Origin of the sequence: Pseudomonas sp. S04, from assembly GCF_009834545.1 — a bacterium.
GTDB lineage: Bacteria > Pseudomonadota > Gammaproteobacteria > Pseudomonadales > Pseudomonadaceae > Aquipseudomonas.
In genome coordinates this window covers 2,562,314-2,579,558 of record NZ_CP019427.1, presented here as the reverse complement: position 1 = coordinate 2,579,558, position 17,245 = coordinate 2,562,314, and the positions used below count along the sequence as shown (strand labels likewise).

Annotated in this window: 13 protein-coding genes; 6 read left to right on the top strand and 7 right to left on the bottom strand. The window is 63.7% G+C overall.

Annotated features, from left to right (window positions below; genetic code table 11):
* Positions 1-50: 50 nt before the first annotated feature.
* The 7 genes from PspS04_RS11535 to PspS04_RS11505 all read right to left on the bottom strand — a co-directional run bounded on the left by PspS04_RS11535 (position 51) and on the right by PspS04_RS11505 (position 6,878).
* Positions 51-1,055: a branched-chain amino acid ABC transporter permease gene (locus PspS04_RS11535; protein WP_095169931.1), complete on the bottom strand. Its 1,005-nt coding sequence runs from the start codon at positions 1,053-1,055 to the stop codon at positions 51-53.
* Between the two features lie 2 nt (positions 1,056-1,057).
* Positions 1,058-1,945 (bottom strand): branched-chain amino acid ABC transporter permease, encoded by an 888-nt coding sequence (locus tag PspS04_RS11530; protein WP_159995318.1) that lies wholly within the window; start codon positions 1,943-1,945, stop codon positions 1,058-1,060.
* Between the two features lie 73 nt (positions 1,946-2,018).
* The gene (locus tag PspS04_RS11525; protein WP_095169929.1) at positions 2,019-3,233 is read right to left on the bottom strand and encodes an ABC transporter substrate-binding protein; all 1,215 of its coding nucleotides are present in this window, start codon (positions 3,231-3,233) and stop codon (positions 2,019-2,021) included.
* 108 nt (positions 3,234-3,341) lie between these two features.
* Entirely contained in the window at positions 3,342-4,064 is a 723-nt protein-coding gene (locus PspS04_RS11520) for an ABC transporter ATP-binding protein (RefSeq protein WP_159995316.1), read from the bottom strand.
* Complete coding sequence (locus tag PspS04_RS11515; protein ID WP_159995314.1) at positions 4,061-4,837, bottom strand: ABC transporter ATP-binding protein; 777 nt, start codon at positions 4,835-4,837, stop codon at positions 4,061-4,063. Before PspS04_RS11515 ends, PspS04_RS11520 begins: the two co-directional genes overlap by 4 nt.
* Positions 4,838-5,073: 236 nt before the next feature.
* Positions 5,074-5,664, bottom strand: coding sequence for a peroxidase-related enzyme (locus PspS04_RS11510; RefSeq protein ID WP_159995312.1), 591 nt, complete (start codon positions 5,662-5,664; stop codon positions 5,074-5,076).
* Between the two features lie 140 nt (positions 5,665-5,804).
* Positions 5,805-6,878, bottom strand: coding sequence for a sigma-54 interaction domain-containing protein (locus tag PspS04_RS11505; protein WP_159995310.1), 1,074 nt, complete (start codon positions 6,876-6,878; stop codon positions 5,805-5,807).
* A 332-nt stretch (positions 6,879-7,210) separates the two neighbouring features.
* Here PspS04_RS11505 and PspS04_RS11500 point away from each other — a divergent pair, with 332 nt between their 5' ends.
* The 6 genes from PspS04_RS11500 (at position 7,211) to PspS04_RS11475 (ending at position 16,156) form a co-directional block, all read left to right on the top strand.
* Positions 7,211-8,284 carry an ABC transporter substrate-binding protein gene (locus PspS04_RS11500; RefSeq protein ID WP_095169923.1) on the top strand — a complete coding sequence of 358 codons (1,074 nt, stop codon included), beginning with the start codon at positions 7,211-7,213 and terminating at the stop codon, positions 8,282-8,284.
* A gap of 21 nt (positions 8,285-8,305) precedes the next feature.
* A complete protein-coding gene (locus PspS04_RS11495; protein WP_159995308.1) occupies positions 8,306-9,529 on the top strand; it encodes a lipase family protein in 1,224 nt (407 codons plus the stop codon).
* A gap of 15 nt (positions 9,530-9,544) precedes the next feature.
* Entirely contained in the window at positions 9,545-10,753 is a 1,209-nt protein-coding gene (locus tag PspS04_RS11490) for an LLM class flavin-dependent oxidoreductase (RefSeq protein WP_159995306.1), read from the top strand.
* 4 nt (positions 10,754-10,757) lie between these two features.
* Positions 10,758-12,341, top strand: coding sequence for an ABC transporter substrate-binding protein (locus PspS04_RS11485; RefSeq protein WP_159995303.1), 1,584 nt, complete (start codon positions 10,758-10,760; stop codon positions 12,339-12,341).
* A 120-nt stretch (positions 12,342-12,461) separates the two neighbouring features.
* Complete coding sequence (locus tag PspS04_RS11480) at positions 12,462-15,044, top strand: TonB-dependent receptor (protein ID WP_159995301.1); 2,583 nt, start codon at positions 12,462-12,464, stop codon at positions 15,042-15,044.
* Between the two features lie 20 nt (positions 15,045-15,064).
* Complete coding sequence (locus tag PspS04_RS11475; protein ID WP_159995299.1) at positions 15,065-16,156, top strand: LLM class flavin-dependent oxidoreductase; 1,092 nt, start codon at positions 15,065-15,067, stop codon at positions 16,154-16,156.
* Positions 16,157-17,245 lie beyond the last annotated feature (1,089 nt).

Here is a 17,245-nt window from a genome sequence, read left to right as displayed (position 1 = left end):
CGCGCACCCTGCGCGGGCTCCAGACAGCAATCGCGGCGAATCAGCTACTACTAGAAGTTGCGGCGGCTGAGCTTGAGTACCCAGCCGACAATGCCGACCCGGAACAGCAGCACGCAGATGACAAAAATCAGCCCCAGGATCACGTGCACCCATTCCCCCAGCGGGCCGTTGGACAGATAGCTCTGCAGCGTCACCACCACAGTGGCGCCCACCAGCGGCCCGAGTACTGTGCCGACACCGCCCAACAGGGTCATCAGGATCACCTCGCCGGACATGTGCCAGTGCGCATCAGTCAATGACGCCAGCTGGAACACCACCGTCTTGGTCGAGCCAGCCAGGCCGGTCAGCGCCGCCGAGATGACGAACGCCAGCAGCTTGTGGGCATCGACGTTGTAGCCCAGGGAAATCGCCCGTGGCTCGTTCTCGCGGATCGCCTTGAGCACCTGGCCGTAGGGCGAATGAATGGTGCGCTGGATCACCGCGTAGCCGAACACGAACACCGCCAGCACGAAGTAGTACAGGGTCAGGTTGTTGTTCAGGTCGAACAGCCCGAACAACTGGCCGCGCGGTACCCCGTGCAGGCCGTTCTCGCCGCCGGTGAACGGCGCCTGGACGTAGATGAAGAACACCAACTGGGCCAATGCCAGGGTGATCATCGCGAAGTAGATCCCCTGTCGACGGATCGCCAGCAAGCCGAACAGCAGCCCCAGCACCGCCGAGGTCAGGGTGCCGGCGAGAATCCCCAGCTCGGTGCCCAGGCCACTGTAGTGACTGAGCAAAAAGCCGGTGACATAGCCACCCGTGGCGAGAAACGCCGCATGCCCGAACGACAGCAGGCCGGCATAGCCCAGCAGCAGGTTGAAGGCACAGGCGAACAGGGCAAAACACAGCAGTTTCATCAGGAACACCGGGTAGATCGCCATCGGCGCCACCAGTGCCACAGCGAACAGGGCCAGGTAGAACCAGCGCTTGCGGCGAGTCGCCGCCTGCTGCCGTTCCAGCACCACCTGGGGTTGCAGGCGCGTTGCGCCCGTCTTGATCTGCAGACTCGTCATCTTCACGCCTCCTTACCGAACAGTCCTGCCGGACGTACCAGCAGCACCAGCACCATCACCAGGAACACCACGGTGTTGGCCGCCTCTGGATAAAACACCTTGGTCAGCCCTTCGATCAGGCCCATGGCCAAACCGGTGACGATGGCGCCCATGATCGAGCCCATCCCGCCGATCACCACCACCGCAAACACCACGATCAACAGGTTGGCGCCCATGGTCGGGGTCACCGAATAGATCGGCGCCGCCAGCACTCCGGCGAAGGCCGCCAGGGCCGCACCGTAGCCATAGGTCAGGGTGATCAGCAGCGGCACGTTGATGCCGAAGGCCTGCATCAGCTTGGGGTTCTCGGTGCCGGCGCGCAGGTAGGAACCCAACCGCGTGCGCTCGATCATGAACCAGGTCACCAGGCACACCGTCAGCGCCGCGACAATCACCCACGCGCGGTAAGTCGGCAGGAACATGAAGCCCAGGTTGTAGCCGCCCTTGAGTTGCTCCGGCATCGGGTAGGAAGAACCGGACACCCCGAACAGCTTGACGAAAGAACCTTCGAGGATCAGCGCCAGGCCGAAGGTCAGCAGCAAGCCGTACAGGTGATCTTCACCGGCGATGCGCCGCAGCAGGAAGCGCTCGATCAGCACCCCGACCACCCCCACCAGCAACGGCGCCAGTACCAGCGCCATCCAGTAGTTGACGCCCAGGTAGTTGAGCCCCATCACCGCGGCGAAGGCGCCGAGCATGTACTGCGCGCCGTGGGCGAAGTTGATGATGCGCAGCAGGCCAAAAATGATCGCCAGGCCAAGGCTGAGCAAGGCGTAGAACGCACCGTTGATCAGCCCCAGGAGCAACTGCCCGGACATGACGCTCAGGGGGATACCAAAAATCAAAGTCATGATTCACCACTCGCAGGAAATCCGTGACACCCGGCTGCCAGCAGCCGGGCAACAAGCATGTGCAGCGCCGCGATCAGCCTTTGGTCAGCAGCTTGCACTTGCTTTCGGATTCCGGGCGATAGGCCTCATCGCCAGGAATGGTGCGCACGATCTTGTACAGGTCCCACTCGCCCTTGGACTCGGCCGGGGTCTTGACCTGGGCCAGGTACATGTCGTGGACCATGCGGCCATCGGCGCGGACCTTGCCGTTCTTGGCGAACATGTCGTTGACCGGCGTCGCCATCATTTGCTTGCGTACAGCCTGGGCTTCGTCGGTGCCGGTGGCCTTGATCGCATTGAGGTAGTTGGTGGTGGCCGAATAGATGCCCGCCGGTACCATGCCCGGCATTTTGCCGAAGCGTTTGTGGTAGCGCTGCGCCCAGGCACGGCTATCGTCGTTCATGTCCCAGTACCAGCCGGTGGTCAGCATCAGGCCCTTGGTGACATCCAGGCCCATGGCATGGATATCGTTGAGAAACACCACCATGCCGGCCAGCTTCTGCCCAGACTGCGCGACGCCGAATTGGCTGGCGGTCATCAGCGAGTTGACGGTATCGGAGCCGGCGTTGGCGAAGGCGATCACGTCCGCACCGGAGCCCTGGGCCTGGAGAATGTAGGAGGAAAAATCGCTGCTTGGGAACGGGTGGCGGACCTTGCCGACCACCTGGCCGCCATCGGCTTCGACCACCTTGGTGATGTCCGCTTCCATCGCATGGCCGAAGGCATAGTCGGCGGTGAGGATGAACCACTTCTTGCCACCTTCGGCCAGCACCGACTTGGCCGTACCGTTGGCCAGCGCGTAGGAGTCATAGGTCCAGTGGATGTGGTTGGGCGAGCAGTACTCATTGGTCAGGCTCGAAGCCGCTGCGCCGGAAATCAGCGCCAGCTTGCCGGACTGCTCGACCACCTTGCTGGCAGCCAGCACCACCGAGGACGCCACCATGCCGGTGACCATGTCGACGTTGCGCTCATCGACCCACTGGCGCACGGTGTTGGCGCCGACGTCCGGCTTGTTCAGGTCATCGGCGCTGAACACCACGATCTTCTTGCCGTTGACCTGCCCACCGAAATCCTCGATGGCCATGTTCAGGGCTTCCAGGCCACCGGGGCCGGACAGGTCACGATAGGTGCCCGACATGTCCGCCAGGTAACCGATGCGAATTTCGTCGTCACTGATCTGCGCCTGCGCCGCACCGGCGATCAGGCTGGAAACCAGGATGGCGCTTGCTGTGTGCTGAAAAACCTTCATGTAGTTCACCCACTGTCCGAAGTTATTTTTATTGTTCCAGGCAAAGCGGCCCCGTGCCGTCGAGCCGTGAGACTCGGCGACCTGCGTGATGCGCGGGGTAAAACGGGTTCAGACGCCCAGGCAGCGGTGCAGCAGTTCCTGCTTGGCGTCCAGTTCAGCGGCACTGATCTGCTCGATGATCTGACCGTGCTCCATCAAGTAATGGCGGTCAGCCAACGGCGCAGCAAAACGGAAATTCTGTTCCACCAGGACGATGGTCAGGCCCTTGTTCTTGAGCTTGATCAACACCTCGGCGAGTTTCTGCACGATCACCGGGGCCAGGCCTTCGGTTATCTCGTCCAACAGCAACAGGTTGGCGCCGGTGCGCAGGATCCGCGCCATGGCCAGCATCTGCTGCTCGCCGCCAGACAGGCGCGTGCCCTGGCTGAAACGGCGCTCATAGAGATTGGGGAACATCTCGTAGATTTCATCGAGGCTCATGCCGTCGCTGCGCACGGTCGGCGGCAACAGCAGGTTTTCCTCGACATTGAGACTGGCGAAAATGCCCCGTTCCTCCGGGCAGAAACCGACACCCAGGCGCGGGATCAAGTGGGCCGACAGGCCGATGGTCTCGGTGCCGTTGACCACGATGGAACCGGTCCGACGCCCGACCATGTTCATGATCGCCCGCAGCGTGGTCGAGCGGCCGGAGCCGTTGCGCCCCAGCAGCGTGACCAACTCGCCACGGCGCACTTGCAGGTCGATGCCATGCAGGATGTGCGACTCGCCGTAGAAAGCATGCAGGTCATTGACCCGCAGTTGTTCGAACTCAGGACTGTGCAGCGCGTTCATGCTTGCGCCCCTTCAACCGCCACCGCCTCGCTGCCCAGGTACGCCTCGCGCACCTGCGGGTTGGCCGAGACACTGGCGTAGTCGCCCTCGGCCAGAATCGCGCCACGGGCCAGCACGGTAATGCGGTCGGAGAGCTCACTGACCACGCTCAGGTTGTGCTCGACCATCAACACCGTACGCCCCACCGCTGCGCGCCGCACCAGCTCAATTACCATGTTCACATCCTCGTGCCCCATGCCCTGGGTCGGTTCGTCGAGCAACAACACACTGGGGTCCAGCGCCAGGGTGGTGGCCAGTTCCAGCGCGCGTTTACGGCCATAAGGCAGTTCGATGGTCTGGGTGTGGGCGTAGTCGAGCAGGCCCACCTCGTCGAGCATTTGCATGGCCCGCTCATTGAGGGAGTCGAGGCTGCTTTCGGCTTTCCAGAAATGGTAGGAGTCGCCGCGCTTGCGTTGCAGGGCCACGCGCACGTTTTCCACCACACTCATGTGGCCGAACACCGCGGAGATCTGGAACGAGCGCACCAGGCCCAGGCGCGCAATCTCGTTGGGCTTGAGGCGGGTGATGGGTTGGCCCAGGTAGAGGATCTCACCGCGAGTCGGCGGGAGAAACTTGGTGAGCAGATTAAACACTGTGGTTTTACCGGCCCCGTTAGGACCGATCAAGGCGTGGATGTGGCCCTTCTGCACACGCAGATCAACTGAGTCTACGGCGGTAAAACCGCGAAACTCCTTGGTCAGGCCGCGTGTTTCCAAGACAAACTCTGGTGACATGTGGAGCCCTCTAACCTTGATTGTTTTTATTGGTTATGGCGCTGCTGGCACACTCTACTGCTTGTTTACGCTTACGTAAACGTTATGGAATATACAAAAGTCCTACAGGGACTACAGAAACAACTTGTGAGCAAATGTATCAGCGCTCCGACAGGTACTGGCCAGAGGCTCAAGCGCGGGCCTCAGCGGGCTGATCGAGGCCCTATAAACGCGTTTATAAAGGCCTTGTACTACGTTCATTTCGCACTTCTTGGCACACGGCCCATCAGGTAGAACTCCGGGTTGGGTGGCGTTCCGGCCAAGGACACCAGGCGGTTGGAAAGGCTGAAAAAGGCCGTCACCGCGCCGATGTCCCAGATGTCCTCGTCACTGAAGCCCACTGCCTGCAGGCGCTCGCGCCAGCTATCGTCGAGCGCGCCGCCAGCGGCGCCGAGGTGAAAGGCAAAATCGAGCATCAGCCGCTGGCGCTCGCCAATCGGCGCGGTGCGATGGTTGATCGCCAACTGATCGGCCAACAGCGGGTCCTTGCTGTAGATGCGCAGGATCGCGCCATGGGCCACCACGCAATACAGGCAACCGTGGCGCGCGCTGGTGGCGACCACGATCATCTCCTTCTCCGCCGCCGTGAGGCTCTCGGACTCACGATCCATCAGGGCATCGTGGTAGGCAAAAAACGCGCGAAATTCCGCCGGCCGGTGGGCCAGCATCAGGAACACGTTTGGCACAAAACCGGCTTTCTCCTGCACCGCGAGAATACGCTCGCGCAGGTCGGCGGGGAGTTGCTCGAGGGTATGTGGAACCGGGAAATGACTGATGCCAGAAGACATGGGACGTCCTTGATCGATGACCACGATGAGCGAAAGACTCAGGCGCACAACGAACATCAGAACCCGAGCCGGGTGCTACGCGACATTTACGTTAACGTAAAGGTAACGCAGCCACAACCGGCTTTTTCTTCGGCGCAAGGTTACTCCTCCAAGGTCACCGGCTTGTTCAGTTCGCCGATCTTCTCCAGCCGCGCGCGCACGATGTTGCGGCTGATGTTCAGCAGGCGTCCGGTCTGCAACTGGTTACCGTGGCAGTAACGGTAAGCGGCGCGAAAGATGGTCTCTTCGATGTGCTCGTAGAGATCAGGGATGTTCTGCTCGAACAGCGCCTGCAACGCCGACTCCAGGTCCACCGGGCCGCTGAGCGCAGGGTGGGCATGACTCGCCTGCTCCTGGCGAATGCCCGAAGAGCGCATGTCCACCAGGTGCAGGTCGGCCGGCGCCACACGCTGGTTACGGCACACCAGCAAGGCATGGTGGATGGAGTTTTCCAGCTCGCGGATGTTGCCTGGCCAACTGTGATCCAGCAGCTTGCGTTCGGCCTCGATACTCAGGGTCGCGCGGTTGTAGCCCAGGCGCTGGCAGTGCTCCTCGAGGAAAAACTCGGCCAGCGGCAGGATGTCGCCGGGACGTTCGCGCAGCGGTGGCAGGCGGATGGTCGCCACGTGCAACCGGTAGAACAGGTCTTCGCGAAAGTGCCCCGCCACCACCGCGTCCGCGAGGTTGACGTTGGTCGCTGCCACCAGGCGCACATTGATCGGTATCGGTGTGCGCGAACCCAGGCGCACCACTTCGCGCTCCTGCAATACCCGCAGCAATTTCACCTGCATGTTCAGCGGCAAGTCACCAATCTCGTCGAGAAACAGCGTGCCGCCGTTGGCCGCTTCGAACCAGCCGGCCTTGTTGCTGGTGGCGCCGGTGAACGCGCCCTTTTCATGGCCGAACAGTTCGCTCTCCACCAGGGTTTCGGCAAAGGCACCGCAGTTCACCGCCACGAACGGTTCGCGGCCACGGCGGCTGAGGTTATGGATGTGGCGGGCGACCAACTCCTTGCCGGTGCCAGTCTCGCCGATGATCAGGGTGTTGGCTTCACTGGGCGCCAGGCGCTCGATGCGGCTGAGCAACTCCTGGGAGCGCGGGTCCTTGAAGACCAGCACGGTGGCGCGCACCGACTTGGTCAATTCGCGTGCGTGGGGATGAGTGATCAGCGACATGGTGCATTCCTGGCAGTAAAAGCGCGGGTTCAATAGTGCACGAAGATAGTTAGACTAAAAAATTATTAATTAATCTTTATATATTCCACAAAAGAATATACCGCAGCATTGCTCCTACCCTGCTGCTGGAGCAGCAACAGGCACGCACCGACCTGTTGGTGCATCAGCAACACGCCGGCGCCAGAACCTTGCGCCAAACCGCGAAAGCCTTGCCCAGCAAGGGCTGCAGAGCATTTATCCGACAGTGGCATGCTATCTGCTCTGTCCCTCCAGACATCCGGTCAGCAACCGCCAGGCGCTGTTGCTGGCGCGGTCATTCAGGGGGAAATTCAATGAAACGTTTATGGCGCAACAGCCTGGTCGCCTTGACCGGATTACTACTCACCGCCACGGCCTTGGCCGAACAGGCGCCGGCTTCGGTGAAAATCGCCATCGTCGCGTTCACCCAGGGTGGCAAGCCGGTGTTCGGTGGCATCGCCGGGCGAGTCATCGAGGACGGCTGGCTTGAGCAGCAACTGAGCCAACGCGGGATCAAGCTGGAGTGGATCGCCCTGCCCCACGCCGGCGCCGGCCCGCAGATCAACGAAGGCTTCAGCAACAACAGCATCGACTTCGCCGTGCGCGGTGACCTGCCCTCGGTGATCGCCGGTGCGGGCGGCGTGCCGGGCAAATTGATCGTGCCCGGCGGCAGCGGCAACAACATCTACCTGGTGGTGCCGGCCAACTCGCCCGCCAAGAGCATCGAGGACCTCAAGGGCAAGCGCCTGGCCCTGCATCGTGGCCGTCCGTGGGAGTTCGCCTTCAGCAACTTCCTCGCCAGCCAGGACCTCAAGCTCAACGACTTCAAGATCGCCAACCTCAACCCGCAAGTCGGCGCGGCCGCGGTCTCCGCCGGCAAAGTGGATGCGGCGGTCCTGCTCAGCGAAGCCTATGCCCTGGAAGACAAGGGCGTCGGCAGGATTCTCTGGTCGAGCAAACAAGGCGCCAACGACTGGCGGCTGATCTCCGACCTCTGGGGCACCGAACTGTTCGTGCAGCAGCACCCGGACCTCACCCAACTGCTCGCCACCGCCTGGGTCAAGGCCGCTTGGTGGATCTCCCAGACCCAGAACCAGGACGCCTACTACCAGCTCTCGTCCCGCGCCGGCACTGCCGAAAGTGTGTTGCGCCGCGACGACCAGGACGACCCGGTGGCCTGGAAAGAGCGCTGGGCGCCGAAAAGCGACCAGCAACTCAAGGCCCACTACCAGGCCCTCACCGCCTACGCCCTGGCCAACCAGCTGATTCGCGACAACTACGACATCAGCTCATCGCTGGCCACCGGCTTCACCAACCAGGCGCTGATCGACCTGCAACTCACCGACTACTGGCCAGCGCTGCGCGGCCAGGTCACCCGTAATCCTTGAACCTTCGATAAGGACATCCCGATGAAACTCAGCCACCGCTTCACCTTCGGCCTCAGCGTCCTGGCGCTGTCCATGAGCGCCCTCGCCGCCGGCACCCATGTGCCCAAGCCCGATCCACTGCAAGGCGACGGCCGCGTCTCGGCGTTCTACACCTGGCAGGAAGTGATCCCGGCCACGCCCGGCAAGTTACTGCGCAGCGAGCCGCTGGAAAAAACCCTGAGCCTGCCCAATGCCGCCAGCGCCCAGCGCATTCTCTACAGCTCCACCGACGGTATCGACAACAAGACCCCGATCGTGGTCTCCGGCACCCTGTTCCTGCCCAAGGGCAAGGCCCCGGCCGGTGGTTGGCCGGTGGCCAGTTGGGGCCACGGCACCGTGGGCATCGCCGATGTCTGCGCGCCGTCCTGGCAGGGCCGTTCCTACCGCGACGTGCAATACCTGAGCCGCTGGCTGGATGAGGGCTACGCGATTGTCGCCACCGACTATCAGGGCCTCGGCGTGCCCGGCGGGCATCCGCTGCTGAACAACCGCATGGCCGCCTACGGCATCCTCGACGCCGCCAAAGCGGTGGTCGCCGGCGTGCCGGGGCTGGCCAACAAGGTGTTGATCGTCGGCCAATCCCAGGGTGGCGCCGGGGCCTTTGCCTCGGCCGCCTATGCGCCGACCTACGCCCCGGACCTGGGGGTCAAGGGCAGCATCGGTACCGGGGTGATCTACACCGTCGGCGCGAAAAACGTCGGCGAGCAGGACGTCAACAAAGTCGATGCGTCCCTGGCCTACGGTTTCTACACCCTGCTGGCGGCCCAGCAATACGACCCGGCCATCAACCCCAAGGACTTCTACACCGACAAGGCCCTGCCGCTGTTCGAACAGGCGCGCACCAGTTGCCTGGCGTCCCTGGTCAGCGACGTGGTCGGCGTCGGCCTGACCCCGGCCAATGCGAAGAAGGACTACCAGGGCGATCAACTCGCCGCCTGGCAAAAGCAAGTGTCCTACCCGACCTTGAAACTGGCCCAGCCGATCTTCATTGGCACCGGCGCCGAGGACAAGACCCCGGCAGCCGCGACCCAGGTGGCACTGATGCAAGACGCCTGCAAGACCGGCTCGGTAGTCGAGGGCCATCTGTACAAGGGCCTGGGCCACAGCGAAACAGTCAACGCGTCGCTCAAGGACTCGGTGCCCTTCGCCCACAAGGTGATCAACGACCAGCCTGTCACCCCGATCTGCAACCCCAGCGTGCAGTAAGCCGGAGCCTTCGTCATGAGCATTGAATTCTTCACCCGCCTGCCCCTGCATGGCGAAACCCAATTCCTCCCCGGCGACCCGCGCAACCGTGGCGACTGGCACCGCGGCGGTCCGAGCACCGGTGCCGTGTCGGCGTTCAGTGTCGGTGATCACTTCACCTACATCGACTACCTCGGGCAGATCGCCAAGGCCGCCGAGATCAACGGCTTTGGCGGCGCACTGATGGTCAACGCACCGTCCGGCGAAGAGCCATGGACAGTCTGCTCGCTGCTGGCCCGCGAGACCCGTACGTTGAAATTCGTCACCGCGTTCCAGCCCTATCACTACACGCCCTGGGTCGCGGTGCAGCAGGCCGCGACCTACCAGCGCGCCACCGGCAATCGCCTGGTGTGGAACATCATCAATGGCGGCTCGGATGCGATCCAGCGCCAGGTCGGCGACTTCAGCGATCACGATGAGCGTTATGCACGGGCCATCGAGTTCATGGACGTGGTCAAGGGCTATTGGCACAACGAGAACTTCCACTACGACGGGCGCTTCTACAAGGCCGAGGGTGGTGGCCTGCGCGGGCCTTTGAAGAAAGCCGAACTGCCGCTGATCTGCACCGCCGGCTCGTCGATTGCCGCGCGCGAATTTGCCGCCAAACACGCGGACTTCTACCTGATGCGGGCCGAGCATCCGGATCAAATCGCCGCGCTGATCGCCGACATTCGCCAACGCGCACTGCAGTACGGGCGCAGCGACATTCGCTTCGGCCTGTCGATCGACGTGATCACCCGCGAGACCGAAGAACTGGCGCGCACCGAGGCCAAGCGCTTCTTCGACGAAGGCCTGGCCAAGGGTGCGGTCAAGGCCGTGGCCGCCCATGCCGGGCTGCGCACCGCGCGCAAGCTGAGCTATGAAAGTGACTTCGCAGAGAAAGCCCAGACCCAGGACTTCGAAGACTTTTTCATTCACCCCAACGTCTGGACCGGCTTTGGCTACATCGGCATCCCGCCGGGCTGCGCGCTGGTCGGCAGCTACGAAAACGTGGTGGCGCGGATCCGCGAGTACCACGCGCTGGGCATCGACCTGTTCTTCCTCGCCGGCTACCCGCACCTGGAAGAAGCCTATCGCCTGGGCGAGCACATCCTGCCGCACTTTCGCAACGAACGCGCCGCCCTGAGCCGCACGCCCGAACCACTGCTGCAACTGCGCTCGGCCAACGGCCCGACGGGAGCCTGAGGCCATGGACAACGATCATGCATGGCTCAGCCGCCGCGACTTTCTCGGCCACAGCGCCCTGCTCGGCGGCGGTCTGCTGTTGGGCGGTGGCCTGCTGAGCGGCTGCGGCCCGGACAGTCAACCCGCCGCCACAACCACCGCCAGTGACCAACCGCGCTATGGCGGTCGCCTGCGCCTGGGCATTCTCGACGGCAACCAGAGCGGCAACCTCGACGCCCATAAACCCATCGGCAGCGGCATCGTTCGCGGCTTTGCCCTGTACAGCAAGTTGTGGGAGTGGGACGAACAGATGCAGCCACGCCTGGCCCTGGCCGAGTTCGCCGAACCGAATGCCGACGCCAGCAGCTGGACCCTGCGCCTGCGCCCGGGCCTGGAGTTCCACCACGGCAAGACCATCGATGCCGACGACCTGATCTTCTCCATCCGCCGCCTCACCGATCCGCAGCTGGCGTCGCCCTACGCCGCGCTGCTGCACTGGGTCGACCGCGACAACCTGGTCAAGCTCGACCAGCGCACCGTGCGCCTGAATTTCCGTGAAGGCCGCAGCTACATGCCGTTGGCCGAAACCTGGGTCAACTTCGGCGGCATCGTGCCCGTGGACTATCACCCGGTCAGCAACCCGGTGGGCGCCGGCCCCTACAAACTGAAAAGCTTCACCCCCGGCCAGCGCTCGTTGTTCACCCGCTTCGAGAACTACTACAAGGAGGGCAAGCCCTACGCCGACGAACTGGAGATCATCGACTTCAAGGACCAGGTCTCACGCCTGGCGGCCCTGCGATCCGGGCAGATCGACATGGCCAACGTGATGCCCACCGAACAGTTGCAAGTGCTGCAGCGCGACCCGCGACTCAGGGTGCTGAAATCGGTGACCGGCAACTGGTTGTCGTTCGACATGAACCTCGACAAGCCGCCGTTCAACGACCCCAGGGTGCGCGAGGCGTTTCGCCTGCTGGCCGATCGCGAAGAACTGGTGCGCCGCGCCCTCAACGGACAGGGCCGGGTGGCCAACGACCTGTACGCGCCGAGCGATCCGACCTTCAACCACAGCCTCGGCCCGCGCCCCTACGACCCGCAACGCGCGGCGCAATTGCTCAAGGAAGCCGGCCATGAACACCTGGAACTGGAACTGGTAACCACCCCGGGACCGGGGCTGACCTCGGCACTGGTGCTAGCCGAACAGGCCAAGCGCATAGGCGTCACCTTGAAGGTCAGGCAGGTCGACCTGGCCACCTTCCAGGGGCCCCAGCGCAGCGACTGGACCCTGAGCACCGGCGGCAGCATCGGCGCGCCGTTCCTGGCCAGCGCGATCCACACCGACGCGCCCTTTGCCGTGGCGAACAAGACCCACTTCAACGACCCGCAGTTCAGCGCGCTGTTCCTGCAGGCCATGGCCCAGCCCGACCTGGAGAAGCGCAAGGCCCTGGTGCACCAGGTCCAGCAGATCCAGTACGAGCGTGGCGGCATGCTGATCTGGGGTTATGCCGACCTGCTCGACAGCGTCTCGACCCGGGTCGGTGGCGCCACGCCGGAAGAGTCTCTGTTCAGCACCTGGCGCTTTGAACGGCTGTGGTTGAACGACACCGCTTGACGCTCCCCCGCACAAGCCTTGTGGGAGCGGGGCTTGCCCGCGATGGCGTACTCAAGGTCGCTATCGCGAGCAAGCTTTGCTCCTACCACCCCCTTTGGATTTCAATCAGGCTCATTCGCCATGCCCTCTATCGCCTTTCGTTTGCCGGTAAAACGCTCTGCCCTGGCCATCGCGGTGCTGTCGACCCTGTCGATGCCCGCCTTCGCCGCCGACACCCAGTTGCAAACCGTCACCGTGCAAGCCAGCGCCAGTGACCCCGAGGACGATGCCCTGCCCACCCGGCCGTCGACCTCGGTCTACGGTGGCACCGAAACCAAAATCATCGACACCCCGCGCTCGGTCACCCAGATCAACCCCGAGCAACTGGCCAACGACCCGATCCGCAGCGCCGACGACCTGGTCAAGTACGCCCCGGGCATCACCCGCGGTGGCGGGCAGAACGCCGGGATCGCCCCGCAGTTCCGGGCCCAGGGCTCCGAGGTTTTCCAGGACGGCCAGCGCGCCTACGGCGTGCGTCACCCAGCCAACTTCAACGCCTACGAAGGTGCCGACATCGTTGCCGGGCCCTCCTCGGTGACCTACGGCTCGGTGTCCGGCAGCGGGGGCTACGTCAACTACCTGAGCAAAAAACCCAACTTCAACGAATTCAAGACCCGCCTCAGTGGTGAACTGGGCAGTTGGGTGCCGGACGGCGAGTCCCGCGACTCAAGCAAGTTCAGCGTCGACAACACCGGCCCCCTCGCCGACAACCTGGCCTACCGGCTGAGTATCACCAAACAGCGCCAGGAAGATTTCTACGACAACGTCGACAACAATTTCGACGCCTTCTATGGCGCCCTCGCCTGGCGCAACGACAACGTGCGGGTGGACTGGAACGCCAGCTACGACGACTACTACGACTACAACATCACCCACGGCTGGAACCGCGCCAACCAGGCCCTGGTGGACCACGGCAAGTACTCTGCCGGCCGGGCGACGCCGATCATCCAGAACGGCAGCAACTTGTGGTCGCCGGTGCTGGCGTCCGGCGCGGCCGATGCGCCGACCCTCGGCTGGGTCAAGCGCCAGCGCAACGCCCAAGGGCAGTACAACGTGGTCGACGGCAGCTTCCAGGCCGCCTCGCCCAACACCCAGGCCAACCCCGGCAGCCTGCGCGGCTGGGTCTATGACCCGAACCTGGCGGGCAACGGCCGCCAGTCGCTGTCGTCGCAGACCGGACAACGCGACGAAGACCAAAGCAGCTCGCGACGCTTCACCACCCAGTTGCATGTCGAGGCCGACCTGTCGCCGACCGTGACCCTGGCCAACAGCAGCTTCTATCAGCGCTCGCGGGACAATACCGATGCCGTCGGCGCGTTCCAGGTGCAATCCAAGGACAACCTGTTCGACAACCGCTTCGAGTTACGCTCGCGCAACGAGCTCAGCCTCGGTGGCTGGACCCTCAGCGACGAGAGCAACAGCGGGCTGATCTACCGCCGCGAGTTCAACCAGTCGATCGCCGCCAACAACAGCTTCGGCTCGACCATCAACGCCTACGACCTGACCCAGGACCCCTCCGGGAAAAACCCCGGCGACCTGCTCGGTCTGGACAACCGCAACCCCGCCGGCGGCAACGCCGCGTGGATCGGCCAGCCGGGGGTAGCGCAGTTCTCCAACTACTACGGCTGGCTCAACCTGCCGCCGATGTACCCGGCCGGGCATGGCCTGTACGCAGAATCGGTGGCGCCCTACACCGCCGAAAGCACCTGGACCACCCAGACCCTGTTCAGCCAGCACAACCTGCGCTTGGGCGACCGCGTGGGCTTGAACATCGGTGCCAGCCGTAGCTGGATCGACGCCGAGATCGACAACCCCTTCGTCCTCGCCGGCGGCAACTCGCGCAAGGACAGCGACAACTACCGGCTGTTCTCGTTCCAGGTCAGCCCCTACGTCAAGCCCACTGAAAACAGCACCCTGTACTACACCTTCGACCGCTCGCTGGCAGTCAACACCGGGTTCTTCTCCAACGGCCTGGGCTGGGGCAGTGGCACCGGGGCCAACCAGCTCAATCCGCTGGCGTTCGAAAGCCTCAGCGTGCTGCATGAAGTGGGGCTGAAAGTCGAGGCCGTGCCCGACCAACTGTTCATGACCCTGGCGGCCTTCAAGCAGGAACGTGACCAGTCCCCCGACAGCAACAACAACATCGCGCGACTGGTGATCAAGGGCGTCGAGTCGACCCTGCGCTACCAGCCGGACGATCACCTGCGCAGCGCCTTGAACCTGACCAAGCTCACCGCCTACAACGAGTTCACCACCCAGACCGGCTTCGCCTCGGCTGGTTTCGTGGCCGACAACGGCACCGTATTCGGCGACAACAACAGCCTCAACCAGCGGCCGTCCGGGCGTTTCGATGCGGTGCAGATTCCCGAGTACACCGCCAGCGGCTATCTCGACTACCGCTTCGATTCCGGCTTCGGCGCCGAACTGTCCGGCTGGTGGACCAGCAGTTGGTACCTGAACCTGAGCAAGACCGTAAAGATCCCCGACGAATACAACCTCGACCTCGCGGTGTATTACCGCCAGCCGCAATGGAGCACCACGCTACGGGTGCTCAACCTCACCGACGAGCTGAATTTCGTCAGTGGCCTGGCCGGCTCCACCAACACCTTCCTGCAACCGATGCCTGGCCGCACCCTGCTGGCCCAGGTCGACTACCAGTTCTGACCTCACCTTGGAGTAACCCTATGTCCATTGAATTTGTCGGCATGATTTTCCCCCGCCAGTGGTCCGAGACCCGCGGCGTGCGCAGTGCCGATTTCGACCTGGAATTCATCCGCCATCACGCCCGCGCCCACGAACACGCGGGGTTTGACCGGGTACTGATCGCCAGCGGACCCGGCAGCGCCGACAGCCTGCAGATCGCCGCCTACGCTGCCGCCCACACTGAGCGCCTGGGGTTCATGATCGCCCACCGCCCCGCCCTGAGCGCCCCCACGGTGGCGGCGCGCGCGTTTGCCACCCTCGATCACACCACCGGTGGCGGGCGCATCCGCCTGCACGCGATCACCGGCATCACCGCCGAGCCCCAGGAAGGCGACACCCTGCTGGACAAGACCGCGCGCTACCGGCGCACCGATGAGTACCTGGAGATTGTCCGACGCACCTGGACCTCGGACGAACCCTTCGACTTCGTTGGCGAGTACTTCAACATCCAGGGTGCGTTCTCGCCGGTCAAACCGCTGCAACAGCCACACATTCCGATCTCCTTTGGCGGCTCTTCCGATATCGCCTACCAGATCGCGGTCAAGCATGCGGACTTGTACGCCTTGTGGGGTGAGCCGCTGAGTGGCGTGGCCGAGCAGATTGCCAAATTGAAGGCCGCGGCCCGGTTGGCAGGTGTGACGGCGCCGCGGGTGAGCCTGTCGGTGCGCCTGATTCTCGGCGCCACCGAAGCGCTGGCCTGGCAACGGGCCGAGCAGATCCTGGCGCAGATCAAGGCCAACCCACAGTTCGCCGCCGGCAGCCCCTGGCAAAAGCGCCTCAAGGGCACCGGCTCCGAACGCCTGCTGGCCGCCGCCGCCCTGGGCGACCGCCACGACCGCGCCCTGTGGATGCCCACCGCCACCGCCGTCGGCGCCTACGGCGACACCACCGCCCTGGTCGGCACCCCGGAAACCGTGGCCCAGGCCCTGCTCGACTACGTCGACCTGGGCGTCACCACCTTCCTCAACCGCGGCTACGACCCGCTCTACGACACCGTCGACTACGGCCGCTGGATCATCCCCGCCGTCCGCGAAGCCGCCGCCCGCCGCAATCCAGCAGCGAACAGCGCATAACCCAAGCTCCCCCGTAGAAATTGCGCCAACCTTTGTGGGAGCGAGCGCCCGCTTGAGGCCTGCTCGCGAAAAACCTGAGGGCGCCGCTGGGTGTCAGACTGTACGCGTCATCGTTGACGACCATCGCGGGCAAGCCCGCTCCCACAGTACTTTGCAGTGCTTGCAAATCCTGCATGCACCCACTGAACCTGTGGGAGCGGGCTTGCCCGCGAAAAACCTGAGGGCGCCGCTGGGTGTCAGACTGTACGCGTCATCGTTGACGACCATCGCGGGCAAGCCCGCACCCACAGTAATTTGCAGTGCTTGCAGATCCTGCATGCACCCACTGAACCTGTGGGAGCGGGCTTGCCCGCGAAAAGCCTGAGGGCGCTGCTGGGTGTCAGGCTGCACGCGTCATCGTTGACGACCATCGCGGGCAAGCCCGCTCCCACAGTAATTTGCAGTGCTTGCAGATCCCGCATGCACCCACTGAACCTGTGGGAGCGGGCTTGCCCGCGAAAAGCCTGAGGGCGCCGCTGGGTGTCAGACTGTACGCGTCATCGTTGACGACCATCGCGGGCAAGCCCGCTCCCACAGTAATTTGCAGTGCTTGCAGATCCCGCATGCACCCACTGAACCTGTGGGAGCGGGCTTGCCCGCGAAAAGCCTGAGGGCGCCGCTGGGTGTCAGGCTGCACGCGTCATCGTTGACGACCATCGCGGGCAAGCCCGCTCCCACAGTAATTTGCAGTGCTTGCAAATCCTGCATGCACCCACTGAACCTGTGGGAGCGGGCTTGCCCGCGAAAAACCTGAGGGCGCCGCTGGGCATCAGACTGTACGCGTCATCGTTGACGACCATCGCCGGCAGGCCGGCTCCCACAGTAATTTGCAGTGCTTGCAAATCCTGCATGCACCCACTGAACCTGTGGGAGCGGGCTTGCCCGCGAAAAACCTGAGGGCGCCGCTGGGCATCAGACTGTACGCGTCATCGTTGACGACCATCGCCGGCAGGCCGGCTCCCACAGTAATTTGCAGTGCTTGCAGATCCCGCATGCACCCACAGAACCTGCTCGCGAAAAGCCTGAGGGCGCCGCTGGGCATCAGGCTGC

What these genes read in the sequence shown, in the direction of transcription:
- PspS04_RS11485 (WP_159995303.1), top strand. Translation starts at nt 10,758, where the DNA reads ATGGACAACGATCATGCATGGCTCAGCCGCCGCGACTTTCTCGGCCAC.
- PspS04_RS11510 (WP_159995312.1), bottom strand. Translation starts at nt 5,664, where the DNA reads ATGTCTTCTGGCATCAGTCATTTCCCGGTTCCACATACCCTCGAGCAA.
- PspS04_RS11475 (WP_159995299.1), top strand. Translation starts at nt 15,065, where the DNA reads ATGTCCATTGAATTTGTCGGCATGATTTTCCCCCGCCAGTGGTCCGAG.
- PspS04_RS11505 (WP_159995310.1), bottom strand. Translation starts at nt 6,878, where the DNA reads ATGTCGCTGATCACTCATCCCCACGCACGCGAATTGACCAAGTCGGTG.
- PspS04_RS11520 (WP_159995316.1), bottom strand. Translation starts at nt 4,064, where the DNA reads ATGAACGCGCTGCACAGTCCTGAGTTCGAACAACTGCGGGTCAATGAC.
- PspS04_RS11535 (WP_095169931.1), bottom strand. Translation starts at nt 1,055, where the DNA reads ATGACGAGTCTGCAGATCAAGACGGGCGCAACGCGCCTGCAACCCCAG.
- PspS04_RS11490 (WP_159995306.1), top strand. Translation starts at nt 9,545, where the DNA reads ATGAGCATTGAATTCTTCACCCGCCTGCCCCTGCATGGCGAAACCCAA.
- PspS04_RS11480 (WP_159995301.1), top strand. Translation starts at nt 12,462, where the DNA reads ATGCCCTCTATCGCCTTTCGTTTGCCGGTAAAACGCTCTGCCCTGGCC.
- PspS04_RS11530 (WP_159995318.1), bottom strand. Translation starts at nt 1,945, where the DNA reads ATGACTTTGATTTTTGGTATCCCCCTGAGCGTCATGTCCGGGCAGTTG.
- PspS04_RS11515 (WP_159995314.1), bottom strand. Translation starts at nt 4,837, where the DNA reads ATGTCACCAGAGTTTGTCTTGGAAACACGCGGCCTGACCAAGGAGTTT.
- PspS04_RS11500 (WP_095169923.1), top strand. Translation starts at nt 7,211, where the DNA reads ATGAAACGTTTATGGCGCAACAGCCTGGTCGCCTTGACCGGATTACTA.
- PspS04_RS11495 (WP_159995308.1), top strand. Translation starts at nt 8,306, where the DNA reads ATGAAACTCAGCCACCGCTTCACCTTCGGCCTCAGCGTCCTGGCGCTG.
- PspS04_RS11525 (WP_095169929.1), bottom strand. Translation starts at nt 3,233, where the DNA reads ATGAAGGTTTTTCAGCACACAGCAAGCGCCATCCTGGTTTCCAGCCTG.